The 24,257-nt window shown below is 73.5% G+C and carries 17 protein-coding genes and 1 riboswitch; of the genes, 12 read left to right on the top strand and 5 right to left on the bottom strand.

All coding sequences use genetic code 11. The annotated features are described in order from the left end of the window. Positions 1 to 80: 80 nt before the first annotated feature. Both V5D56_RS02915 and V5D56_RS02920 read right to left on the bottom strand, forming a co-directional pair. On the bottom strand, positions 81 to 2,831 hold the full coding sequence (locus tag V5D56_RS02915; protein ID WP_435737569.1) for a hypothetical protein: 2,751 nt from the start codon (positions 2,829 to 2,831) through the stop codon (positions 81 to 83). Between the two features lie 81 nt (positions 2,832 to 2,912). Beyond that, positions 2,913 to 3,452 carry a GNAT family N-acetyltransferase gene (locus V5D56_RS02920; RefSeq protein WP_435737570.1) on the bottom strand — a complete coding sequence of 180 codons (540 nt, stop codon included), beginning with the start codon at positions 3,450 to 3,452 and terminating at the stop codon, positions 2,913 to 2,915. Between the two features lie 176 nt (positions 3,453 to 3,628). Between V5D56_RS02920 and V5D56_RS02925 the strand changes: the two genes are divergently transcribed. The 9 genes from V5D56_RS02925 (at position 3,629) to metE (ending at position 15,012) form a co-directional block, all read left to right on the top strand. Then, positions 3,629 to 5,914 carry a carbon starvation CstA family protein gene (locus V5D56_RS02925; protein WP_435737571.1) on the top strand — a complete coding sequence of 762 codons (2,286 nt, stop codon included), beginning with the start codon at positions 3,629 to 3,631 and terminating at the stop codon, positions 5,912 to 5,914. Beyond that, positions 5,911 to 6,177 carry a YbdD/YjiX family protein gene (locus tag V5D56_RS02930; RefSeq protein WP_435737572.1) on the top strand — a complete coding sequence of 89 codons (267 nt, stop codon included), beginning with the start codon at positions 5,911 to 5,913 and terminating at the stop codon, positions 6,175 to 6,177. The genes V5D56_RS02925 and V5D56_RS02930 overlap by 4 nt, the downstream gene beginning before the upstream one ends. Before the next feature lie 44 nt (positions 6,178 to 6,221). After that, positions 6,222 to 6,866, top strand: a complete 645-nt coding sequence (locus V5D56_RS02935) for a hypothetical protein (RefSeq protein ID WP_435737573.1) — start codon at positions 6,222 to 6,224, stop codon at positions 6,864 to 6,866. Between the two features lie 44 nt (positions 6,867 to 6,910). Further along, a complete protein-coding gene (locus V5D56_RS02940) occupies positions 6,911 to 8,137 on the top strand; it encodes a sensor histidine kinase (RefSeq protein WP_435737574.1) in 1,227 nt (408 codons plus the stop codon). Next, positions 8,134 to 9,027 (top strand): LytR/AlgR family response regulator transcription factor, encoded by an 894-nt coding sequence (locus V5D56_RS02945; protein WP_435737575.1) that lies wholly within the window; start codon positions 8,134 to 8,136, stop codon positions 9,025 to 9,027. The genes V5D56_RS02940 and V5D56_RS02945 overlap by 4 nt, the downstream gene beginning before the upstream one ends. Positions 9,028 to 9,077: 50 nt before the next feature. Continuing rightward, complete coding sequence (locus tag V5D56_RS02950) at positions 9,078 to 9,551, top strand: hypothetical protein (RefSeq protein ID WP_435737576.1); 474 nt, start codon at positions 9,078 to 9,080, stop codon at positions 9,549 to 9,551. After that, positions 9,548 to 11,068, top strand: coding sequence for a cation acetate symporter (locus tag V5D56_RS02955; protein WP_435737577.1), 1,521 nt, complete (start codon positions 9,548 to 9,550; stop codon positions 11,066 to 11,068). Before V5D56_RS02950 ends, V5D56_RS02955 begins: the two co-directional genes overlap by 4 nt. Positions 11,069 to 11,166: 98 nt before the next feature. Further along, positions 11,167 to 11,269: riboswitch (SAM riboswitch) on the top strand. 117 nt (positions 11,270 to 11,386) lie between these two features. Next, a complete protein-coding gene (locus V5D56_RS02960) occupies positions 11,387 to 12,448 on the top strand; it encodes a methylenetetrahydrofolate reductase (RefSeq protein WP_435737578.1) in 1,062 nt (353 codons plus the stop codon). 41 nt (positions 12,449 to 12,489) lie between these two features. Continuing rightward, positions 12,490 to 15,012, top strand: coding sequence for a 5-methyltetrahydropteroyltriglutamate--homocysteine S-methyltransferase (gene metE / locus V5D56_RS02965; protein ID WP_435737579.1), 2,523 nt, complete (start codon positions 12,490 to 12,492; stop codon positions 15,010 to 15,012). Positions 15,013 to 15,105: 93 nt separating this feature from the next. Here the strand turns inward: metE and V5D56_RS02970 are convergent, their stop codons facing one another. Then, positions 15,106 to 15,357: a hypothetical protein gene (locus V5D56_RS02970; protein ID WP_435737580.1), complete on the bottom strand. Its 252-nt coding sequence runs from the start codon at positions 15,355 to 15,357 to the stop codon at positions 15,106 to 15,108. 162 nt (positions 15,358 to 15,519) lie between these two features. On the opposite strand from V5D56_RS02970, the gene V5D56_RS02975 reads away from it, so the two are divergent. After that, complete coding sequence (locus V5D56_RS02975) at positions 15,520 to 15,915, top strand: VOC family protein (RefSeq protein WP_435737581.1); 396 nt, start codon at positions 15,520 to 15,522, stop codon at positions 15,913 to 15,915. Positions 15,916 to 16,384: 469 nt separating this feature from the next. After that, positions 16,385 to 16,891 carry an FBP domain-containing protein gene (locus tag V5D56_RS02980; protein WP_435737582.1) on the top strand — a complete coding sequence of 169 codons (507 nt, stop codon included), beginning with the start codon at positions 16,385 to 16,387 and terminating at the stop codon, positions 16,889 to 16,891. A 132-nt stretch (positions 16,892 to 17,023) separates the two neighbouring features. Here the strand turns inward: V5D56_RS02980 and V5D56_RS02985 are convergent, their stop codons facing one another. Continuing rightward, positions 17,024 to 19,510 carry an MMPL family transporter gene (locus V5D56_RS02985; RefSeq protein ID WP_435737583.1) on the bottom strand — a complete coding sequence of 829 codons (2,487 nt, stop codon included), beginning with the start codon at positions 19,508 to 19,510 and terminating at the stop codon, positions 17,024 to 17,026. A gap of 179 nt (positions 19,511 to 19,689) precedes the next feature. Continuing rightward, positions 19,690 to 23,022 (bottom strand): family 16 glycoside hydrolase, encoded by a 3,333-nt coding sequence (locus V5D56_RS02990; protein WP_435737584.1) that lies wholly within the window; start codon positions 23,020 to 23,022, stop codon positions 19,690 to 19,692. A gap of 162 nt (positions 23,023 to 23,184) precedes the next feature. Here V5D56_RS02990 and V5D56_RS02995 point away from each other — a divergent pair, with 162 nt between their 5' ends. Beyond that, entirely contained in the window at positions 23,185 to 24,147 is a 963-nt protein-coding gene (locus tag V5D56_RS02995; protein WP_435737585.1) for a PhzF family phenazine biosynthesis protein, read from the top strand. Positions 24,148 to 24,257 lie beyond the last annotated feature (110 nt).

The raw sequence follows: 24,257 nt of genomic DNA on the forward strand, positions 1-24,257 counted from the left end.
CAGGACAGTAGCCCGGGAGGCAGGACGGCGCGCGGCGGACGGCGCACCGTCAGCCGCACGCGCGGACGGCCCTCGCCGCGTCAGCCCTGACGCCGACGGACGGCGAGCAGCACTCCGCCGAGGAGGAGCGCGGCGAGGGCGACGGCGAGGAGCGCCCCGACCTGCGCGCCCGTCGCGGCCAGGTCGTCGTCGCCGTCGGCATCCGACGTGGGGACGTCCGTCGTCGGACCGTCAGTGGGCGGGACGGTCGGGTCGGGCGGCGTGGGAGGAGGCGTGGGCGTCGGGGTCGGGTTGGGCGTCGGGGGGACCTCGACGGTGTTGACGACGGTGCACTCGACGTCTGCGCCGTCGTCCACCTGCACGGTGTCCGCGTCGACGAGCGTGCCGCCGTCGCACACCCACTCCTCCTGGGTGTAGTCCCAGTCGCTTCCCGACTCGGACAGGTCGTACGTGCCCTGCGCGACGGGCACGGCAGTGACGTCCTCGCTGCCGTCGAAGCCCGAGATCGCCGTCGGCCCCGCCGCGGTGAGCTCCCAGTCGTCGACGGGGGCGACGTCGTCGACCACCTGCTTGTGGAGCGTCAGGCTCCCGGCCAGCCAGTGGTTCGTGACCGTGCAGGTCACGTCGTCGCCCGGCTCGACCACGACGGTGGAGAACAGCGCGCCGCCGTCCCCCGGGGACTGGACCACTCGCGCGTCGTTGCACACCCAGCGCAGCGCCGTCCACCCGTCGGGGCCGCCCGTCTCACCGAGGACGTACCGGCCCGGCGCGACGGCGACGTGGGAGACCTCCGTGCTCCCGGTGACGCCCGAGATCGACGTCCCGTCACCGACGGCGGTGAGGGTCCAGTCGGTCGGTTCGACGTCGCCGGTGTACCCCCGGTCGTCGAGCGCCTTGACGAGCGTGAGGTGCGGCAGCCGGGCACGGTTGGTGACCACGCACGTGACGTCGTCGCCGGCTCCGAGCGTCACGGTGGAGCCCTCGACGGTCGTGGGACCGCAGCTCCATCCCTCCGACTCGTAGCCGCCGTACCCGCCCGACTCCGCGAGCGTGTACGTCCCTGGCGCCAGCGGCACGTTCGTGACCTCCGGGCTGCCGACGGAGCCCTGCGCCACCGTCGCGCCGGACGCGTCCGCCGCGCTGAGCGTCCACGCCGCCGGGTCCGCCGAGCCGCCGACGACCACCTTGACGAGCGTGAGCGTCGACTCCACGTAGGTGTTCGTCACCGTGCACACGACGTCCTCGTCCGCCCCGACGACGACGCTCGAGCCCTCCTGGACCAGGGCGCCCTCGCACACCCAGCCCTCGGACTCGTACCCCGGTGGGCCGCCCGACTCCGCGAGAGAGTGCACGCCCTCGCCCACGTCGACCTGCGTCACCGCGACGCTGCCCGACGGTCCCGAGATCGTCCCGGGCTCGCCGTCGGCCTGGGGACCCGTCGCGGAGAGGGTCCAGTCCTCGGGTGCCGCCGGGCCGCCGTCGACCACCTTGACGAGCGTGAGGCGCGACGGCAGCGGGGTGTTCGTGATCGAGCACTCGACGTCGGCGCCCGTGCCGATCGTCACGACGTCGCCGGCGACGGGGGCGCCCGTGCACACCCACGGTCCGGCCTCGAAGCCGCTCCACCCGTCCTCGCTCAGCGTGTAGGCCCCGGCCGGGACGAAGACGTCCGTCACGGCGTCGGACCCGGACGGTCCGCTGACCGTCACCGGATCCTCGGGGTCAGGGCCCCCGGTCGCGGTGAGCGTCCAGTGCTCGGGCTGCGCGAACAGCTCGCCCTCGAGCAGCTTGGTGAGCGTGAGCGTCGCACCCGTCCACGTGTTCGTGGCCGTGCAGACGACGTCCTCGCCGGGCGCGACCGTCACGGAGCCGCCCGACCCGTCACCCGACGCGGCCCCGGTGCACGACCAGGCGCCGGCGTACCCCGCGGGCCCGCTCTCGGAGAGCCCGTACGCCCCCGGCTCCACCTCGGCCGCCGTCACCGCCGGGGCGCCTGTCGCCCCCGAGACCGTCGTGGGACCCGTCGCCGTGAGCTCCCAGTCCGCAGCCGTGGCCGGGCCGCCGACGACCTCCTTGACGAGGGTCAGCGTCGGGACCGTGGGTGTCACCGGCCCGACGTTCGTCACGGTGCACGTCACCGAGTCGGCGAGGTCGATCGTCACGGTCGACCCCTCGACCTCCGCGCCCTCGCACGACCAGCCGTCGTTGCGGTAGCCGTCCGGTCCGCCCTCCTCGGACAACGTGTACTGCCCGATCCGGACCTCCTGGTTCGTCACCTCGTCAGAGCCGGACGGCCCGCCGATCGACGACGGACCTTGCGCGCGCAGCGTCCAGTCCTCGGGCGAGGCCGTGCCTCCGACGACCTCCTTGACGAGCGTCAGGGTGGGGTAGATGGCCTCGTTGTCGACCGTGCACGTGAGCGTGCCGCCCGGTGGCACGACGATCTCCGGCGTCGGGTCGAGGATGTCGTCGCCACCGCAGTTCCAGTTCTGGAACCGGTAGCCGGCGACGCCGCCGCTCTCCCAGATCCGGTACGTCCCCGCGGGCACCTGGCGCGACTGCACCCCGTTGAGCCCGTCACCCTCGATGACCTCGCCCGTGGCGACGTTCTGCGCGTGCATCGTCCACAGCTCGCGCCGGCCCTCCGAGGAGCCGGTGTCGAGATTCTCGATGCGCTTGAAGAGCGAGAGCGTGCCCGTGCCCGTCTGCGCCGCCGCCGTGAGAGCCGCGGGGACCGCGAGCGCCAGGACGAGGGCGAGCGCGAGGAGCGCGGCACCGGCCGTGGCGAGGGGGTGGGCGGCGCGGACCGCCGGGGACGAGCGATGGTGCACGGGTCGAGACCTCCGTCACAGGGGACGGCACGAACCTATCCCCCGACCCTCGCGCGCGCCCGGCGACGGGCCGACACGCTCTCAGTCGGTCAGGCGCCCGTAGACGAACATGTCGCGACGCTCCCCGCCGACGCGCTGCCACCCCCTCAGCAGCCCTTCCCGGACGAAGCCGGCGCCCTCCGCGGCGCGCCACGAGCCCTCGTTCCACGGCTCCACGAAGAGGTCCGCACGCTCGATGCCCGGCAGGGTCAGCGCCCATTCCGCGGCGGCCCGCAGCGCCGCGCCGGCGTAGCCGCGCCGTCGCCGGCTCCCCGCGACCCAGTACCCGATGCTGACGCGGCCGTGGTCGGCGTCGCGGAGGAGGACGGAGAGCTGCCCGACGGCGCGGTCGTCGTCGGCCGTCGCGACGACGAACGAGTAGCCGACGCCGTCTGCCAGGCGCCGTCGCTGCCGCGCGACGTACGCGTCCACCGCCGCGGCGTCCGGCGTGCGCGGGACGGTGGTGACGAGAGGGATCAGCGGGTCCTGCGACGCCTCGACGACGACGTGCGCGTCGTCGGGTCGCCAGGCGCGGAGCCGGACGGGCGGCGCGTCGAGGGTCGGGGTCCGGTCGTCGTCCACGGCGTCATCCTCGCGCGGACCGTCGCCCACGGCGGCCGCGACGCACCGCTCGTCGCACGCCGACCACCGTTCGTCGCACCCCCGGACCGCCCGTCCCGACAGGCTCCTCGCAGTGTGACCTGCGTCTCTAGCCTGCTCGTGTCGAACGCAACGACGCGACGCCCTGGGAGGCTCCTGTGTCATCGTCCACCCGGACCGCGGAAGGACCCGCGGCCCCCGAGCCGGAGATCGTCCCCGATCCCTCGCTCCCCCTGACAGCCGTCCCCGAGGACGAGCTCACCCCGCGCTGGACCCCGACGCGGATCGCGATCTGGTCGGCGGTCGCGCTGCTCGGCGGGATCGCCTGGGTGATGCTCGCCGTCGTGCGCGGCGAGACGGTCAACGCGATCTGGTTCGTGTTCGCCGCGGTCTGCACCTACTTCATCGCGTACCGCTTCTACTCGAAGGTCATCGAGCGGTACATCACGCGACCTGATGACCGCCGCGCGACGCCCGCCGAGGTGCGCGAGGACGGCAAGGACTACGTCCCGACCGACCGCCGCGTGCTCTACGGCCACCACTTCGCCGCGATCGCCGGCGCCGGGCCGCTCGTCGGGCCCGTGCTCGCCGCGCAGATGGGCTACCTGCCCGGCACGATCTGGATCATCGTCGGCGTGGTGCTCGCGGGAGCGGTGCAGGACTACCTCGTCCTCTTCTTCTCCATGCGTCGTGGCGGCCGGACCATCGGTCAGATGGCGCGCCAGGAGCTCGGTCGCGTGGGCGGCACCGCCGCGATCGTCGCGTCGCTGCTCATCATGATCATCATCGTCGCGATCCTCGCGCTCGTGGTCGTCAACGCGCTCGGCGAGAGCCCCTGGGGTGTCTTCAGCGTCTCCATGACGATCCCCATCGCGCTGTTCATGGGCGTCTACCTGCGCTACCTGCGCCCGGGCCGCATCACCGAGGTGTCGATCATCGGGTTCGTGCTCCTCATGGCCGCGATCATCGGCGGCGGCTGGGTCGCGGACACGGCGTGGGGCGCGGAGATGTTCCACCTCGACCGCACGACGATCGCGATCGGCGTCATCGTCTACGGCTTCGTCGCGGCAGTGCTGCCCGTGTGGCTGCTCCTCGCGCCGCGCGACTACCTGTCGACGTTCATGAAGATCGGCGTCATCGTCGTGCTCGCCGTGGCGGTGATCGTCGTGCGGCCCGAGATCACGGTCCCCGCGATCTCCGAGTTCGCGAGCGGCGAGACCGGGCCGGTGGTCTCCGGGTCCCTCTTCCCGTTCCTGTTCGTCACCATCGCGTGCGGTGCGCTGTCCGGGTTCCACGCGCTCATCGCGTCGGGCACCACGCCGAAGCTCGTCGAGAAGGAGCGCCAGACGCGCTTCATCGGCTACGGCGGCATGCTCATGGAGTCCTTCGTCGCGATCATGGCGCTCGTCGCCGCGATCTCGATCGACCGCGGCATCTACTTCGCGATGAACTCCTCGGCCGCCGCGACGGGCGGCACGGTCGAGGGCGCGGTCGCGTTCGTCAACGGGCTCGGCCTCATGGGCGTGAACCTCACCCCGGACGTGCTGACCTCGACCGCCGAGGCCGTCGGCGAGCCGTCCATCGTGTCGCGCACCGGCGGCGCCCCGACGCTCGCGCTCGGCCTCGCGACGATCATGCAGCAGCTCGTGGGCGGCACCGCGATGATGGGCTTCTGGTACCACTTCGCGATCATGTTCGAGGCGCTGTTCATCCTCACCGCGGTGGACGCCGGCACGCGCGTCGCGCGCTTCATGCTCCAGGACACGATCGGCAACGTCGCGCCGAGGTTCCGGGACGTGACGTGGCGGCCGGGCGTGTGGCTGTGCACGGCGATCATGGTCGCCGGGTGGGGGTCGATCCTGTACCTCGGCGTCACCGACCCGCTCGGCGGCATCAACACGTTCTTCCCGCTGTTCGGGATCGCCAACCAGCTGCTGGCGGCCATCGCGCTCGCCGTCGTGCTCGCGATCGTGACCAAGCGCGGCCGCAGCTACTTCCGCTGGCTGTGGATCATCGCGCTGCCGCTCGCGTTCACGGCGGTCGTGACGATCACGGCGTCGTTCGAAAAGATCTTCTCCCCCGTCCCGGCCGTCGGGTACTGGGCGCAGCACGACGCGTTCCAGGACGCGCTCGACGCGGGCGAGACGTCGTTCGGCACGGCGGGGTCGGTCGAGGCGATGGAGGCCGTCGTCCGCAACACGTTCGTCCAGGGCACGCTCTCGATCGTGTTCGTGGTCCTCGCGATCGTCGTCATGATCGCCTCGGTCGTGACGACCGTGAAGGCGCTGCGCGCCGGCGGCGGCGAGAACCACGAGGACCCGCCGGTCGCGTCGCGCCGGTTCGCGCCCGCAGGGCTCGCCGCCACCCCGGCGGAGAAGGCCCTCGAGAAGGAGTGGGCGGCGCTGCCGTCCGACAGGCGTCCTGTCGCGACGGGGCACCGGTGACGGTGCGACAGGACCCGCAGGGCTCCGCCACGACGGTCCGCGCGACCGTCGTGGCGGGGCTCCGCTCCGCGGGCGGGCGGGTGCACGACGCCGCAGCCGCCGTCCGCTGGTACGTCCGGCAGCTCATGGGCGACGACGCGTACCCGACCTACGTCGCCCACCAGCGCGCGGCGCACCCCGGGTGCGACGTCGTCTCCGAGCGCGAGTTCTGGCGCGGCCGCATGGCGGACCAGGACGCCAACCCGGGGTCGCGCTGCTGCTGACCGCCGAGCGCGCCGCGCCACCGCGACGTGGGACCATTCCGCTCGTGACCCGGCTGACCCTGCACGACGACGCGAAGCGCCGCGTCCTGCGCGTCAACATGACGTACGTCGCGATCTTCGTCCCGCTCCTCGGGCTGTCGGCGGTCCTGCTCCTCTGGTCGACGGCGATCGTGACCTCGACGAGCACGTGGGGCGTCGCGCTCGCGATCGGACTGCTGTGCCTCGTGCTCGCCATGGTCCCGGCCACGTACGTGCTCGCGCGCCGTCTGGCCGACCGGTCGTGCGTCACGTTCGGCGACGGCACCGTCACCGCACAGGGGTGGGGCCGGCCGAAGAGGTTCACGGCCGCCGACGTGGAGCGCGTCGTCACGGTCGACAGCATGGGCTTCGCGGGCACCGCGCCGACCCATCATCTCTTCGTGGTCGGGCCGACGAAGCGCCTGCTCGTGCTCGTGGGACAGATGTGGGACCGCGAGCAGCTCTCCGCCCTCGCGCTCGACCTCGCCCACCGGGGCGTCCCGCTCACGCCGATCCACCAGCCGATCACGCCCGTCCAGCTGCGCGCGCTCGACCCTCGCCTCGTGCCGTGGGCCCAGGCCCACCCCGTCGCCCTCGGCCTGCTGGTCGGGCTCGGCGTGCTCGTGGTCCTCGTCGCGGTGCTCGTCGTCGTCGTCACGATCCTCCTCTGACCTGCGCGGCGCCGGGTCACGGCGCGCCTCGATACGATCGCTGCATGTCCGGGCCCGTGCTCGCCGGCGTCGCCGCCGGTCTCGTCGTGGGCGTCCTGCTCACCGCGGGCCTCGTGCTCGCCCTGCGGTTCGCGCGCGGGACGCGCGAGCTCGGGAGCGACTCCGAGCAGGCCACGTTCCGCACGCTCCACCTCGCCTCCCGCGCCGCGACCCACCTGCGCGACGGGCTCGACGGCGACGACGTCCGCCGCGCCGCGCGGTCGCTGCGGACGCTCCTCGGGTGCGACGCGCTGGCGATCGTGACCCGCGACGGCGTCCTCGCCCTCGACGGGCCGTCGCACCTCGTGCCCGACGCGCGGCGCGTCGCCGAGCAGGTCGTCTCGACCGGACGGCGCCAGGTCTCCGAAGGTCGGGTCGACCGCCCGGCGCGTGACGCGCCGTCCGGCACGGTGGACGTCGGCACGTACGCGCAGCGCGAGGCCGTGGGGGCGCCGGTCGTCGCGCGCGACGAGGTCGTCGGCGCCGTGGTCGCGTTCGCCGACCGCGTGAGGCCGCCGCTCGTGCGCGCCACGGAGGAGGTCGCCCAGTGGTGCGCCGCCCAGCTCGAGCTCGGGGAGCTCGAGGCGTCGCGCACCGCGCTCGCCGAGGCCGAGCTGCGGGCGCTGCGCGCGCAGATCAGCCCGCACTTCGTCTACAACGCGCTCGGCGCGATCGCCGCGTTCATCAGCACGGACCCCGAGCGGGCCCGTGACCTCGTGCTCGACTTCGCCGACTTCACGCGCTACTCGTTCCGGGACCGCGGCGACTTCACGACGCTCGCCGACGAGCTCCGCAGCATCCACTCGTACGTCGAGCTGGAGCGCGCGCGCTTCGGCGAGCGCCTCACCGTGACGCTGCGGATCGCGCCCGAGGTGCTGGCCACGACGATCCCGTTCCTCTCGGTCCAGCCGCTCGTCGAGAACGCGGTGCGGCACGGGCTCGAGCCGCGCGAGGAGGGCGGGACCATCGTCATCACCGCCCGCGCGGAGGGGACGCAGACCGAGATCACGGTCGAGGACGACGGCGTCGGCACGGACCCCGCGACGCTGCACGCCGTGCTCGTCGGCGACCGCGCGGGGCACGTCGGGCTGCGCAACGTCGACACGCGCGTGCGCCAGCTCTACGGCGACGACCACGCCCTCGAGATCGAGACCGCTCCCGGGTCCGGCACCATGGTGCGGATGCGCATCCCCCTCTCGCAGCCCCTGCACGACACCGAGGCCCGCCCGTGACGGGCCCCGGTGCGACGGGTCCCGGTGCGACGGGCCTCGAGACGACCCCGGGCACGACGGGTTGGCAGGCGCTCGACGTCCTCGTCGCCGACGACGAGCGACCCGTGCTCGACGAGCTCGCCGCCATGCTCGGGCGCGACCCGCACGTGCGGTCGGTGCGCACGGCGTCCATCGGCTCGGAGGCTCTGCGCGTGCTCGCCGAGGAACGGCTCGACGCCGCGTTCCTCGACATCCACATGCCCGGCCTCAGCGGCCTCGACCTCGCCCGGGCGCTGTCGCGCTTCGCGCACCGGCCCGCCGTCGTGCTCGTCACCGCGGACGAGGCCCGCGCGCTCGAGGCGTTCGACCTCGAGGTCGTCGACTACGTCCTCAAGCCGGTGCGGCGGCAGCGGCTCGCGCGCGCCGTCGAGCGGGTCGTCGCCCGCGTCGAGGCCGACCGCCCCGCGCCGCGCGCCGAGCCGTCGTCGGACGGGCCGGCCGTGCCGGACGAGGTGCGCCGACCGGCCGCGGACGGCGCGGCGCGCGCCCCGGCCGGCGACACGACCCCTGACGACGAGACCCTCGCGGTGACCGTCGGCCAGACGACCCGGGTCGTGCGGCGCAGCGCCGTGCGCTGGGTCCAGGCGCAGGGCGACTACTCGCGGCTCGTCACGGACGCCGACTCCTACCTCGTGCGCGAGCCGATCACCGACCTCGAGGAGCGCTGGGCCGGGGCCGGCTTCCTGCGCGTCCACCGCTCGTACCTCGTGCAGCGCGGCGCCGTCACGGCGGCACGGTTCGGCGGCCCGCGGCCCGTCCTCGTCGTCGCGGGGCAGGAGGTGCCGGTGAGCCGGCGCATGCTCCCGGCAGTTCGCGACGCGCTCCTGCGCCCCCACCGGCGGCCGTCGTGAGCGACCCGCGCGACGAGAGATGCACCTCCGGCCGAGAGATGCACTCGCCCGTGCATCACTCGGACGAGGGTGCATCGCTCGGCGACCGGCCCGCGCGGCGCGTGCTCGTCCGCTCGACCGACCCGGCACCGACCGCCGGCCCCGGTGCGCCCGCCCTCGCTCCCGACGCCGCGCCGTCGGGCACCGGAGCCCGGCCGCCCCGCGCCGTGGACACCGGCGACGACGCGACGGTCTACGCCCGCAGCCTCGCGCGCGCGCAGCTGCGGCTCGCGCTCGCGTGCGCGGGGACGTTCCTCGTCGCGCTCCTGCTGCTCGCCCTGCTCGTCACGACGACCGGCGCGCTCGACGACGTCGTGGTCGCCGGCGTCCCGCTCCCCTGGCTCGTCCACGCCTACGGGTTCTATCCCGTGATCGTCGCGTTCGCCGTGGTCTTCGCGCTCGCCGCGGCCCGCAACGAGCGCCGGTTCCGAGCGCTCGCCGGGTCGGACGACGCGACCACCGACCAGCCCGCGGAGGACGCGTGAGCACCGCCCTGCCGCTCGTCGCCGTCGGGCTGCTCCTGCTCGCGACGGTCCTCATCGGCGTCTACGGCCTGCGGATCTCGCGCACGACGAGCGACTTCTTCGTCGCGTCGCGCACCGTGCGGCCCGTGTGGAACGCGTCGGCGATCAGCGGCGAGTACCTGTCGGCCGGGACGTTCCTCGGGCTGTCCGGCCTCGCGCTGCTCGCGGGCTCCGAGGCGTTCTGGTTCCCCGTCGGGTACGCCGCGGGCTACCTGCTCGTCCTGCTCTTCGTCGCCGGACCGCTGCGCCGCAGCGGCGCCTACACGATCCCCGACTTCGTCCAGGCGCGCCTCGACTCGGTGACCGCGCGCCGCGTGACGAGCGTCCTCGTGCTCGTCATCGGGTGGCTGTACGTCGTGCCCCAGCTCCACGGCGCGGCGCTCGTCATCGCGGCCGTCGCGCCCGTCCCGCCCTGGGTCGGGTCCGTGGGCGTGGCCGCGGTCGTGTGCGTCGTCGTCGCGGCGGGCGGCATGCGGTCCATCACCTACGTCCAGGCGTTCCAGTACTGGGTCAAGCTCACGGCTCTCACCGTGCCCGTGGTGGTCCTGCTCCTCGCGCTCGGCGCCGACGGCGGCCCGCTCGCCGACTCGCCCGCGCACGACCCCGCCGTCGTGTTCCCCCACGCGCAGGGCCCCGCCGGGTCGGACCTGTACGCGACGACGTCGCTCCTCCTCGCCCTCCTGCTGGGCACGATCGGCCTCCCGCACGTGCTCGTGCGCTTCTACACGAGCCCCGACGGCGGGTCCGCGCGGCGCACGACCGTCGTCGTCATCGTCATGATCAGCGTGTTCTACATGGTGTCGAGCACCCTGGGACTCGTCGCCCGGGTCGTCGCACCGGACCTCGCCGAGCCCGGGCTCGCCGACACCGTCGTGCTCACGCTCCCGACGCGCGTCGTGCCCGGCGTCGGCGGCGAGCTGCTCGGGGCGCTCGTCGTCGCGGGCGCGTTCGCGGCGTTCCTCGGCACGTCGTCGGGCCTCGTCGTGGCGCTCGCGGGCGTGGTCAGCCAGGACCTGTTCGGCGGCACGGTCCGCTCGTTCCGGTGGTCGGCCGTCGCGTGCACCCTCGTGCCGCTCGCGGTCGCGCTCGTCACCATCCCGCAGGGTCTCGTGACGAGCGTGGGCACGGTGTTCGTGTTCGCCGCGTCCGCGCTGTCGCCCGTCATCCTGCTCGGCGTGTGGTGGCGAGGCCTCACGGCCCGCGGTGCGGTCGCGGGGATGGTCGTGGGTGCGGTGCTGTGCGCGACGGCGCTGCTCGCGTCCTCCGCGCTCGTCACCGGGTACGGAGTGGCGCCGTCGGGCGGGGACGGCGCGGTGCCGGGGTGGGTGCGCGCCCTCCTCGCCCAGCCGGCGGCGTGGACGATCCCGCTCGCGACCGCGACCGTCGTCGTCGTGTCGCTGCTCGACCGCCGCGGCCCCCCGCTGCGGGCCGACCGGATCCTGCGTCGTCTGCACGTCCCGGAACGCCCTCGGCGGTGAGCCGCGCAGCGACCGCCGTCGGACCGTTCGTCCCCGACACGCGTGTCTCACCTGACGAGCGCTCTCGACCGCATGCCGGATAGCGCTTAGGATCGGGTGAACCATCCAGAGCGGTCGAGAGTCCTGGCTCGACGACACCGCAGCAACCCGCCGACGGAAGCCTCCCGAGGACAAAGGTGCTAACGCCAGGGTCGATGGAGTGACTATGGTCAACGAGGCATCCTTCGCGCACCGTCCGGGCCCGCCGTGCCCGACGGCGAGCGCTCCCGTCCGCACGTCGGCCTACCCGGCCGCGCAGCACCCGGGCGAGGTCGCGCCGTGAGCGTCGCGGACGCCGTCCGCCGCGCCCACGCCGAGACGGCCCGGCCCACGATCTCGTTCGAGCTCATGCCGCCGCGGCGCCCGGACGCCGCACCGAAGTTCTGGGAGACCGCGCGCCGGCTCGTCGCGACGCAGCCCGACTTCCTGTCCGTGACCTACGGCGCGGCGGGCACCGACCGCCAGACGTCGCTCGACGTCATCGGCCGGCTCCTGCACGGCACGCCCGTGCACGCGATCGCGCACCTCACGTGCGTGGGCGCGTCCCGCGAGCACGTGCAGGACGTCATCACCGACTTCCTTGACGCGGGTGTGCGGAGCTTCCTCGCGCTGCGGGGCGACCCGCCCAAGGACCAGCCCGACTGGCGTCCCGCCCCGGACGGGGTGGGTTCGAGCATCGAGCTCGTCGCGCTCCTGCGCGAGGTCGAGGCGTCGCGCTGCGCGGCGAACCCGTCGCTCGCCCTGCGCGGGGCGGCCCGCCCGTTGACGATCGCCGTCGCGACGTTCGTCGACGGGAACCGCGACGCCGGCACCACGCGCTCGCAGGAGGTGCACCGGCTCCTGCAGAAGCAGGAGGCCGGTGCGAGCTTCGCGATCACGCAGCTGTTCTACGACGCGTCGTCGTACACCGACTTCGTCGCCGAGGCCCGTGCGGCCGGCGTGACGATCCCCATCCTCGCCGGGCTGCTGCCCACGACGGAGCCGCGCCGGCTCCGCCGCGTCGAGGAGCTCACGGGCGTCCCCGCTCCCCAGCACCTGCTGGACGCGCTCGACGCCCTGCCCGACCCGGAGGCGCAGCACGCCTACGGGATCGCGTACTCGGTCGACCTCGCGCAGCGCGTCCTCGACGCCGGTGCGCCGGGCCTGCACGTGTACACGTTCAACAAGCACCACGCCGCACTTGACCTGCTCGAGGGTGTCCACCTCGGCGGTGGGGCGCGCGGGACCGACGGCGGCGACTCGAGCGCCGGCGTCGACCTCCCGGGCGGCCCGGACCTGGCCAGCGGGCCGTGGGTCACCGGCACCTCCCTGCCCACGACGAGCGCCGCCACGCACGGCTAGCCCGTCTGACCGGTCCTCCCGGACCAGCTAGAGGTATCGACATGGACACTTCCCTACCCTCCCCTACCCACTTCCCGGCCGGCACGGTGCTCGGCTACCCGCGCATCGGACGCCGGCGCGAGCTCAAGAAGGCCGTCGAGGCGTTCTGGGCCGGGCGCACGAGCGCGGACGAGCTCGAGACGACGGCGCGCGAGCTGCGGCTCGCGACCGTGCGGCGGCTCGTCGAGCTCGGCCTCGGCGCCGACGACGCGTCCGTCCCCGGCTCGTTCTCCTTCTACGACCAGGTGCTCGACGTCGTCGCGACGCTCGGTGCCGTGCCGTCCCGCTTCGCCGGGCTCACCGACGCCGACGGGCGTCTCGACCTGGAGGGCTACTTCACCGTGGCCCGCGGCGCCGGCGAGGACGCGCCGCTCGAGATGACCAAGTGGTTCGACACGAACTACCACTACCTCGTGCCCGAGATCGGCCCGGACACCCCGATCCGGTTCGTCGACGACCGCATCGTGCGCGAGTTCGTCGAGGCCAAGGGGGCCGGGGTCGTGACGCGTCCCGTCGTCGTCGGGCCCGTGACGTTCCTCGCGCTGTCCAAGGCCGCCGACGACGCCCCCGCCGGGTACTCGCCGCTCGACCGCCTCGACGACGTCGTCGCCGCCTACGCCGACCTGCTGCGCGCGCTCGCCGCGGCGGGAGCGCCGTGGGTCCAGCTCGACGAGCCGATCCTCGTGACGGACAACGTCGACGTGCCGTTCGCGGAGCTGGCCTCAGCCGTCGAGTCCGCGTACCGCTCGCTGGCGACGGACCTCCCGGTGGTCCCGTCCGCCGGCACGGTGCCGAACCCCGGGTTGCACGGCGATCGGGCGGCTGACGGCGTCGCAACCCCGGGTTCGGCGGGCGACGCACGGCCCGCGATCCTCGTCGCGGCACCGTTCGGCGGGCTCCAGGCGTCGGTGTCCGACGGCGCGGGCGCGGCATCGCGTGACGCGCTCGCCCTTCTCGCGGGCACGGACGTCGACGCCATCGCGATCGACCTCGTCAAGGGTGCGCTCCCGGTGGGCTCCGCCTCGGACGGGACGGTCCCCGGGCTCTCGACGAAGACGCTCGTCGCCGGCGTGATCGACGGACACAACGTGTGGCGCGCCGACCTCGCGGCGAAGCTGGACCTGCTCGACGCCGCCGGTCGTCTCGGCGCCGGCGTTCTCGCCGTCGGGACGTCGACGTCGCTGCTGCACGTGCCGCACGACGTCGAGGACGAGGTGTACGGCGGGCCGGAGACGCCCGGTACGGTGCTCGACCCGCGCCTGCGCGAGTGGCTCGCGTTCGCCGACCAGAAGGTCGGGGAGGTCGCGACGCTCGCCCGTGCTCTCACCGAGGGTCGTGAGGCGGTGGCCGACGCCCTCGCCGCGTCGAGCGCGGCCGTCGCGTCGCGGGCCGAGGCGAGCGGCGTCGTCGTGCCCGCCGTCCGAGAGCGCGCTGCCGCCCTGACCGACGCGGACTTCGCCCGTGGCCCGTACGCGGAGCGTGCGGCCGCGCAGCAGGAGCGCCTCGACCTGCCGCCCCTGCCGACGACGACCATCGGGTCGTTCCCGCAGACCCCGGAGATCCGCCGCGCCCGTGCGCTGTGGACGAAGGGCGAGCTGTCGGACGCCGACTACACGGCGGCGATGCGCGACGAGATCGCGCGCGTCGTCGCGCTCCAGGAGGAGCTGGGACTCGACGTGCTCGTGCACGGCGAGCCGGAGCGCAACGACATGGTCCAGTACTTCGCGGAGCACCTCGACGGGTTCGCCGTCACCGCGAACGGCTGGGTGCAGTCCTACGGGTCGCGCTGCGTGCGCCCGCCGCTGCTGTGGGGCGACGTGCAGCGCCCGGCACCGATCACGGTCGAGTGGTCCGCGTACACCGCGTCGCTCACCGACAAGCCGGTCAAGGGCATGCTCACCGGGCCGGTGACGATCCTCGCGTGGTCGTTCGTGCGCGACGACCAGCCGCTCGGCGACACCGCGAACCAGGTGGGGCTCGCGCTGCGCGACGAGATCGCAGACCTCGAGGCCGCGGGCATCGGGATCGTGCAGGTCGACGAGCCCGCGCTGCGCGAGCTCCTCCCCCTGCGGAGAGCGGACCAGCCGGCGTACCTCGACTGGTCCGTGGGGTCGTTCCGGCTCGCGACCTCCGGGGTGGAGGCGGCGACGCAGATCCACACGCACCTGTGCTACTCGGAGTTCGGTGAGGTCATCGGGGCGATCGACGGCCTCGACGCCGACGTGACGTCGGTCGAAGCGGCGCGCTCGCGCATGGAGATCGTGCCGGAGCTGCGCGACGCCGGGTACGCGCGCGGCATCGGGCCGGGCGTCTACGACATCCACAGCCCGCGCGTGCCGGGGACCGAGGAGGTCACCGAGCTGCTCGAGCTCGCGGTGAAGGCGATCGACCCGCGGGTCGTGTGGGTCAACCCCGACTGCGGGCTCAAGACGCGCCGCTACGAGGAGACGGTCCCGTCGCTCGAGCACCTGGTCGAGGCGGCGAAGGCGGTCCGCGCGACGCTGGCACGGTCCGCGCAGCAGTAAGCAGACCGCGAGGTAGAACTGCAGGTCGCGAGATAGAGCCCCTGGGCTTCTACCTCGCGACCTGCGGTTCTACCTCGGCGAGGGTGCGCGACGTCAGCGCTCGGTGTTGCCCGTGAACGTCATCGGCCACATGAACGCGATGGTGCACGCGGCGATGCCGCCGACGAACAGCCACACCCCGTCGTCGGGGCGGGACATCCCCGCACCCATGAGGACGATGCCGCCCACGAACAGGACGAGCGAGACGACGAAACGCGCGAACGCACCGGCGTGGCCCGGGATGTCGCGGCCCTCGGTGCCGGTCGGGAGAGGGCTGCGGGCCGCCTGCTCGCTGCTCGTGGTCATGTCGGTGACTCCTTCTGAGGTCTCGTGGAGCGTCCGGCGACGAACATCCGGTCACTCCAGGTAGCGCTCCACGGTACCGGGACCGGCGTCGTCCCACGGTATGCCGGTCGTCCCAGCCAAGCACGCGCACCAGCGCAGTGCGCCGCCGCTAGGCTCCCCGGCATGACGACGACGATCGGCCGCACCGTCCTGCTGTGCCAGGACCTCGACACGAGCGCCGCGTTCTGGGCGGGCGGGTTCGGCTTCGAGACGCTGTTCCGGGGCGAGACCGAAGGCTTCCCCCTGCTCCACGTCGGTCCGGGCCGGGTCGACGAGCCCGGCCTGTGGCTCGTCCCCCTGCCCGACGGCGCGACCCCGCTCGTGCGCTTCGGCCTCCCGAACCTCGTGCTGTACGTCGACGACCTCGACGCGGCGCTCGCGCGGCTCGCGGCGATCGAGGTGGAGCCCACCGTCGGCCCGGGGAGCGACGACGAGACGGGCGACCGGTTCGCGCACGTCGAGGACCCCGACGGGCACCGGATCGTCGTCGTGCAGCTCGGAGACGCCGCGGCCGGCTGACGGTTCCACGACCCCTCCGCCGAACCCTGGGTTGTGCGGCAGATCTCGACGTTTGTGGCCCATAAACCGGGGTTCGGCGGGACGGTAGGTGGACTCGCCGCGATCGTTGGGGCACCATGGTTGGGTCGGTCAACCATCGAAGACCGGCCTCGCGGGCCGAGAACGGCTCGCGCCGGAACGGACACGGGTACGAGGAGACAGCGGATGCACGGCGTCACCGCAGGCTGCGAGGTGGCCGCGTCGGCCTGCTCGGGCGGCGCGTCGACCCGTACGTCTCCCGTCCGCCGCTGAGCGCTCCCTGCTCCCTCGGCCGGTCCTGACGTCGGGCTCTCCTTGCCCACGCCGCCGCCGGGCGACCTCTCTGTCGCCCGGGCCTGGATCGCCGTCGTGCACCGTGCACCACCGTGCGCGGCCGCCCGAGCCGTCCCGACCGCCGGCGGTACCCGACCGCACCGGAAGCCGTGAACCCATGAACCCCCTGACCGAGAAGCAGATCCGCTCGTCCTTCGTCAACGCCTCGAAGCGCGAGGCCGCGCAGGCGACGCTCCCCGACCTCGACACCCTCGACTGGGAGCGTCTCGACTACCTCGGGTGGCGCGACCGCAAGGCGCCGCTCGCGTCGTACGCCGTCGTCCCGCTCGCCGGCGAGCCCACCGGCATCCTGCTGCGCTCGTCCGACGCGAAGACCGGCGGCCCCCGCAAGCGCGCCGTGTGCGCGTGGTGCGAGGACGTCGTCGTCACCGAGGACGTGAGCCTCTACGTCGCGCGGCGCACCGGCGCCGCCGGCCGCCGGGGCAACACGGTCGGCACGCTCATCTGCACCGAGTTCCTCTGCTCCGCGAACGTCCGCCGCACCCCGACCCGGACCGAGATGGGCGACGACCAGGAGATGCGCGACCTCTTCATCGAGCTGCGCATCCAGGGCCTGCGCGAACGATCGGCCCGCTTCGTCACCGAGGTCCTGCGCGACGTCTGACGCGTCCACCACGAGGCGAGGACCCCGGTCGGCCCCGACCGGGGTCCTCCCTCCGCCGACCGGGCTACGGCCTCGGCCGCGGCCGGGTGACGACGTCGACCGACCGGGTGACGACGTCGACCGACCGGGGTACTACCTCGGCGACGACCCGGAAGGTGACGCCGCTCCGGGAGCCGGCGTCTCCGCGGGGGTGGGGCGGGTCGTGGCGGGTCTGGCGGGAGCGCGCGAGGAACGAGCGCGCGGATGGTAGACCCGCCCCGCCCCCGCGGAGACGCCGGCGGACGCAACCCCAGCATCGTCAGCGGACGCAACCCGGGCATCGTCACCGGACGCAACCCCGGACCCGGAAACAACCCCGGCGCCGCCGGACGAACCCGCGCGCCCAGGCCACCAATTCCACCGCCCCAGCAGCGTCATCGTCGCGGGCAGGAGCAGCCCGCGCACGACGGTCACGTCCAGCACCACGGCGATCGCCATCCCGACGCCGACCTCCTTCATCGCGACGACGTCGCCGATCGCGAACCCCAGGAACACGATGGTGATCGCGACGGCGGCCGTCGTCACGACGGGACCGGTCGCGGTGATCCCGCGCAGGACGGCGCGGTCGTTCGCGACCCGCGGGTCCTCGGCGGGGTCGCGGCGTCGCCACTCCTCGGTGATGCGCGCGAGGAGGAAGACCTCGTAGTCCATCGACAGGCCGAAGACGAGCAGGCACAGCAGCAGCGGCGTCGTGACGTCGAGCGCGCCCCAGGAGTCGAAGCCGAGCACGCCCTCGCCCCAGCCCCACCCGAAGATCGCGGTGAGCGCACCGAGCGTCGCGGCGATGGTCAGCCCGTTGAGCAGCAGCGCCTTGACCGGGACGACGACCGACCGCGTGAGAGCGAGCAGGAGGAGGAACGTCGCGAGGACGACGACGCCGAGCGCGAGCGGCAGGCGCTGCACGAGCTGCGCCTGCGTGTCGACGACGTCTGCCGCAGGCCCGGTCACCTGCACGGCGAGGCTCTGCGCGTCGCCGACGCCGAACCGGGCGTCCCGCAGCTCGCGCACGTCGCGCACGATCTGCTGCGCCTCGGCACCGGTCGCGTCGCCGGCGGGCGTGAGCTCGGCGACGGTGACGTCGGGGTCGACGGCGTCGAGGTTGAGGCCCGCGTCGGCGACGCCGGGCAGCGCGGCGGCCTCGTCGAGGAAGTCGGGGACCCGCGGGTCGTCGACCGGCGCGCCGAGGATCACGGTGACCGGCTCGACGCCGAGGTCGGAGAAGTCCGTGGTGAGCGCCTCGTACGCGCGGCGCTCCTCGGCGTCGGCGGGCAGCGACCGCACCTCCGAGCTGCCGAGCGTGAGCGAGCCGAGCGGCGCGGCCAGCACGAGCAGCGCGGCGGTCGCACCGAGGGTCACGAGCACCGCGTGCCGCTGCGCGAAGCCCGCGAGGCGCCCCAGCAGCCCCGCCCGGCCCGACGTCGGGTGCTCGCCCCCGGCGGTCCGGTCACCCCCGCCTGTCCGGTCGCCCCGGGTGGCCCCGGTCCCGGCGGCAGCCCCGGTGCCGGCGGCCGTTCCCGCGCGGCGGCCCCACGGCCGGGACCACGTGCGGACACCGGTCGCGGGGACGTGCCGGTGCCACGTCGCGACGAGCGCCGGCACGAGCGTGAGCCCGGCGACGGTCGCGACGAGCACCACGACCGCGCCGCCGACGGCCATGCCGGACAGCAGCGGGTCGCCGAGCAGCAGCAGGCCGGTGAGCGCGATGCCGACGGCGACCCCGGAGACGAGCACGGCCCGCCCGGCCGTGGCCACGGACCGGCCGACGAGGTCCTCGACCGCCGCGTCGGGCGTGAGCGCGCGCTCCTCGCGGAACCGCGCGACGACGAGGAGCGCGTAGTCGACCGCGAGGCCGAGGCCGAGGAGCGTCACGACGTTCACCGCGAACTCGTTCACGGGGACCACGCCGAGCAGCCCCGACAGCACGAGCAGCGCGACGGCGATCGTCGCGAGGGCCGCGAGGACCGGCAGGGCACCGACGCGCAGCCCGCCCAGCACGACGACGAGCACGACGAGGAGCACGGCGAGCGCGATGCTCTCGCCGACGGCCGCGTCGGTGAGCGAGCGGTCGACGAAGGCGCGCTCGGCGAGCAGCTCGCCGCCCACGAGCACCTCGGGTGCGTCGACGGTGTCGAGGGTGGCGGCGACCTGGTCCGCGACGGCCAGCGCCTCCTCGTCGTCCAGCGCGGGGTCGAGCTCGACGGTGACGAGCGAGCTCTGCCCGTCGTCGCTCATGAGCCCGCCGGCCGTGTAGGCGTCGTAGACGTCCACGACCCCGGGGATCGCGCGGAGCTCGGCCATGACGGCGGTCGCGCTCTCGACGAGCGCCGGGTCGAAGAAGTCTCGGCCGCTGATCACCGCGCTGACGAGCTCGCCCTCGGGCTCCTCGCCGGCCGGTGTCGTGACCTCGGTGAGCCAGGCGTCCGCGAGCGCCGACTCGCTGCCGACCGGAGCGTCGGCGATCGGTTGGGTGCGGTCGAAGACCGCCCCGCCCAGCACGGCCCCGGCCACGAGCAGCACCGCCCACAGCGCGAGGACGAGCCCGCGTCGTCGGGCCACGGCACGGCCGAGCCGTTCGAGCATGGGTTCCTCCTCGTGCACAGCGACAGCCCGTGCAGCGTACGTCGTGACGGGAGCGTCGTCGGACTGCGCTCCCGTCACGTGCGGCTTCTGCACCGCTCACCAGCACCGGCCCTGGCACCTGCGGACGGCGGGGCCTCGCGCCCGGCGTGTCGCCGGGCGCGAGGCCCCGGGGTGGTGCGTCAGCCGCAGCTCGCCGCGTCGTACGCGACGTCGTGCTGGGCCGTGCGGCCGTCACCGGTCGCGGACACCTGCGCCGTGCCGGCCTCGACCGACGACGCGCGCGTCGCGAACGACTGGTACGCCGACGCGCCCGGCTGGACGCCGGTCACCGTCTTCGTCCCGAACGGCGTCGTCAGCGTGATGTCTGCCGGCACCGTGTCGTCGTTCGTGGCACGGACGGCCACGTAGACCTTGCCCGCGAGGCAGCGGGTCTGGGCCGTCGTCGAGATCGTGAGGTCCTCGGCCGGCTCGTCGGTCAGCGCCTTGAACCGGATGTTCCGGTAGCCGACCATCTCGCCGTTCCCGTGGTTCTGGATCCCCACGAAGCTGTTGACCAGCCGTGCCGGGTCGGTGCTCGTGAAGTCGTTGACGAGCACGTCGTTGAGGTAGATGCGGATGCGGTCCCCCTCGACGCGGATGTCGTACGCGTTCCACTGGCCGACCGGCTTGAGCGCGGCCTCGACGGCCTCCGGGTCGGCACCCTGGAAGGTGTAGACGGCGCCCGTGGTGCGGTCGGGGGCGTCGGTCGCGTCGACCTGGATCTCGTAGCCCTTGTTGACGGCCACCCACGGGTCGTCGCCCGGGTTCGGGAACCCGACGAACACGCCGCCGTTGTCGTCCTTCGTGAGCTTCCAGTCGAGCTTCAGGCTGTAGCTGTCACCGAGCTCCTGGTCGTACCAGAGCAGGCCCATGCCGCCCGCGCCACGGATCGAGCAGTCCTCCTGGCGGCCGAAGCCGCCCGGACCGGCCATGCGCCAGCCTTCCTGGAGGCTCGCGAGGGTGCCGTCGTAGATCGCGGTGTAGCCGTCCTCGACCTCGCCCGGCGTGCAGATGTCCGGGTTCTCGCCGAGCGACAGCACGTCGAGGTTGATGTTGCCCTCGTCGCCGGTCTCGTACTTCAGCGTGATGGTGTTCGCACCGGCCTGGAGCTCGAGGTCGCGCGTCTGCACGCCCCAGTCCTTCCAGCTTCCGGTGGTGGGGAAGTTCCACTGGCCGAGGTCCTGGCCGTTCACGTGCAGCGACACGTTCTTGGAGCGCAGCTCGGTGTAGGGGTGGATGCCGTTGGCGAACCGGACGTTCACCGGGTAGGTGCCCGCCTCGGGGACGGTCACGGCGAAGGTGCGGCCCGAGCCGACGCTCGTCATGCCGGCCGCGAAGCCGGAGCCGGAGTAGTTGCTGTGGTCCGAACCGATGCTCGACCCGCCGAGCGGCTGCGCGAGCTCCGCCTCGTACCAGCCGCGGTCCGCCGGGGCGACGTAACCGGGCAGCGAGTTGAGCGTGTACCACGCCTCGGTGCTGAGGAGCTCGGCACCGCTCGCGGACGCGAACGGGCGCGGCGAGCGCAGGTAGACGACGTGGCCGGGCTTGAGGCCGTCGATCGCCAGCGTGACGGTCGTGCGGTCCTCGGACACGGTCGCGTCGGTGACGAAGAGGGGCTCCTCGTCGACCTTCGGGCCGCCGTACTGCTGCGTCGGCACGTAGCGCCACTGCTTGACCTGGTAGGCGTCGGCGAGCTTCGCGACGACCTCGTCGGAGACGGGGTCGGTGTACTCGATCTGGAAGCCGCCCTCGACGACGCGCATCTCCTTCATGTCGAAGGAGTCCTCGTTCACCGGGACGAGCTTCTGGAGGCCGAACCGCAGCTTGCCGGACTCGCCCCAGTTGCCGCCCTCGCCGGTGCCGCCGACGTACAGCGCGCCGTCGGGCCCGGTGATGACGCGGTTGACGCCGACCTCGAGGCCCGCGGTGTGGCGGAAGACCGCGCCCTGGAACTCGCCGTCGACCCTCTCGAGGAACGCGCGCTGGATGCCGCCGTAGGTGACGTCGCCGAGCAGCATCTGACCGGCGAACTCACCCTCCTGGACGAGGATCGGGTTGCCCGGGGAGTTGGCGATCTCGTTCTGCGGGAGCCACACGGCGGGCGGCGTCACGGGGTTGGAGTCGAACGGCCCGGCCGGGTTCGTGAAGTGGTTGAAGAACCGGTCCTGCTGGATGTGCACGAGCTTGTTCGACGGGAGCCAGGCACCCTGGTTGTCCGTGGCGAACAGCTCGCCCTCGGGGCCGAACCCGATGCCGTTGGGGGTCCGCAGACCGCCCGCGACGTAGGTGACCTCACCGGTCTCGCGGTCGATCTTGATCGACGTGCCGCGGTTCTGGGCCGGCTGCGGGTTGGTCGTCGCGCCACCGTTGTTGATGGCGACGGACAGGTTCACGTAGAAGTAGTCCTCGTCGTGGACGAGACCGAACGCGAACTCGTGGAAGTTGCCGCCGTCGGGCCACTCCGCGATCTTCGTGTGGAGGTCGTAGAAGCCGTCGCCGTCGGGGTCGGTGAGCTGCGTGAGCTGGTTGCGCTCCGAGACGAAGATCGAGTCCTCGATGACCTCGATGCCCATGGGGTTGAGCAGCTCGTCCGCGACCTTGGTCGCCGTGACGTCCTCCGGCCCGTCGGCACCGACGACGCCGTCGAGGAAGTACACCTCGCCCGACGTCGGGTCGGGGCGCCAGCCCCCGGAGCTCACCTCGCCGGTCGTCACGACGGCGAGCTTCTCGTCCGGCGTGAAGGCGAGACCCGAGACCTTGGGCTCGAAGCCCTCGGGGCGCAGGTCGACGAGGTCGTAGTTCGGGTTCACCGAGTCGAGGCGCAGGCCGTCACCGGCGGTGTCGGTCGCGCCCTCGCAGTACTTGTAACCGGGCGCGGTGACGCGCACGACGCCCGCCTCGGTGCTCAGCGCCGACGTGGGGACCGTCACGAACTCCGTGCTGCCCGGCGTCTTCCAGGCCAGCGTGAGGCGCTGCTTGTCGCTGCCCTCGTAGTAGTCGACCCGCAGGTCGTGCACGCCCGCCGTGAGGGTCGCGGAACCTTCGACGGAGGTCGAGTCGTTCGGGCCGTCGTTCTCGACGACGAGCTGCCCGTCGACGTAGACGAGCGCGCCGTCGTCGTTCGTGACGCGGAACTGGTACTGCCCGTCGGCGGGGACCGTCAGGTTGGCGGTCACCTGGGAGATGAAGTTGTCCTCCGCGCCGAACTGCTCGGCGGTGGACCAGTCGATCGTCGGCATGAGCTTGTCGACGTTCGGCGTCTGGCCGGACTTGAGGGTGCACACGGCCCCGGGGTTCTGGGCGAGCTGGAAGGTCCGCAGCGTGACGCCGGGCTCCTGCTCGGGCAGGTCCGCGGCTCCCGAGGGAGCGGCAAGACCGGTCACGGCGACGGCGCCGAGGGCGAGGGCGGCGATGCCGCGCCGTCGTCTGGCGACGCCGTTCCGAGGTGGTGGGGGTGACGTGCGTACGAGCATCTTCGCTCCTCGTGAGGCCGACCGGACCGACGGGGACCAGCGTTGGCTCACCGTCGATGACAACGCTGGACAATGTAACCCCGGTTCAGGCGTCCTGTCGACAACTTCTGTCAAACGATCGACAAAAGTCACCCGCCGGTCGCCGCGCGTAGGCTCGCCCGCATGAGTGCACGCCACGGCGACGTCAGCCCGTCGCGACCGTTCGCGCAGGTCGACGTCTTCACGGCCGTCCCCACCCGCGGCAACCCGGTGGCCGTCGTGCTCGACGGCGACGGGCTGAGCGACGAGGAGATGGCCGCCTTCGCGCGGTGGACCAACCTCTCGGAGACGACGTTCGTCCTGCCGCCCAGCGCGGAGGGCGCCGCGGACGGCGCGGACTACCGGCTGCGGATCTTCACCCCCGCCGGCGAGCTGCCGTTCGCCGGACACCCGACGCTCGGCTCGTGCCACGCCTGGCTCGAGGCGGGCGGCACCCCCCGGGCGAGCGGCGCCGTCGTGCAGGAGTGCGGCGTGGGCCTCGTGACGATCCGCCGGGCCACGCCAGGCGATCCGACGCCGGAGCGCACCGGGCACACCGACGGAAACGCCGGCTCCGACCTCCTCGCCTTCGCCGCGCCGGACCTTCTCACCGACGCTCCGGTCCAGGACGCCGAGCTCGGCGCGATCGTCGCGGCGCTCGGCGTCCCCGACGACGCCGTCGTGGACCACCGCCTCCTCGACAACGGGCCCGGCTGGCGCGTCGTGCTGCTCGACTCGGCGGAGCGCGTCGCGGCGCTCGCGCCCGACTTCACAGCCCTCCGGGTGGAGCACCCGGACCTGTCCGTGGGCGTCGTCGGGCTCTACGGCCCCGGTCCGGACGGCGCGTCCGGGCCCGACGGCGCAGCCGCCGAGGTGCGCGGGTTCGCCCTCTCGATGGGCATCCCCGAGGACCCGGTGACCGGGTCGCTCAACGCGGTCGTCGGGCAGTGGCTGACGCGCGATGGGCGCCTGCCGGACCGGTACGTCGCCGCACAGGGCGCTGCCCTCGGCCGTGCGGGCCGGGTGCGCGTCGAGCGCGACGAGGCGGGAACGGTCTGGGTGGGCGGCGACTGCGTCACCGTCGTCGCGGGCACCGTCCGCCTCTGACGCCCCGGTCGCCACCGCGGGCCGGCCGCCGAACCCCGGGTTGTGCGTCACCACCCCCGCCGAACCCCGGGTTGTGCGTCGCTGAAGGGATTCAGGAGCGCGCAACCCGG

This window comes from Cellulosimicrobium sp. PMB13 (assembly GCF_051294865.1).
GTDB lineage: Bacteria > Actinomycetota > Actinomycetes > Actinomycetales > Cellulomonadaceae > Cellulosimicrobium.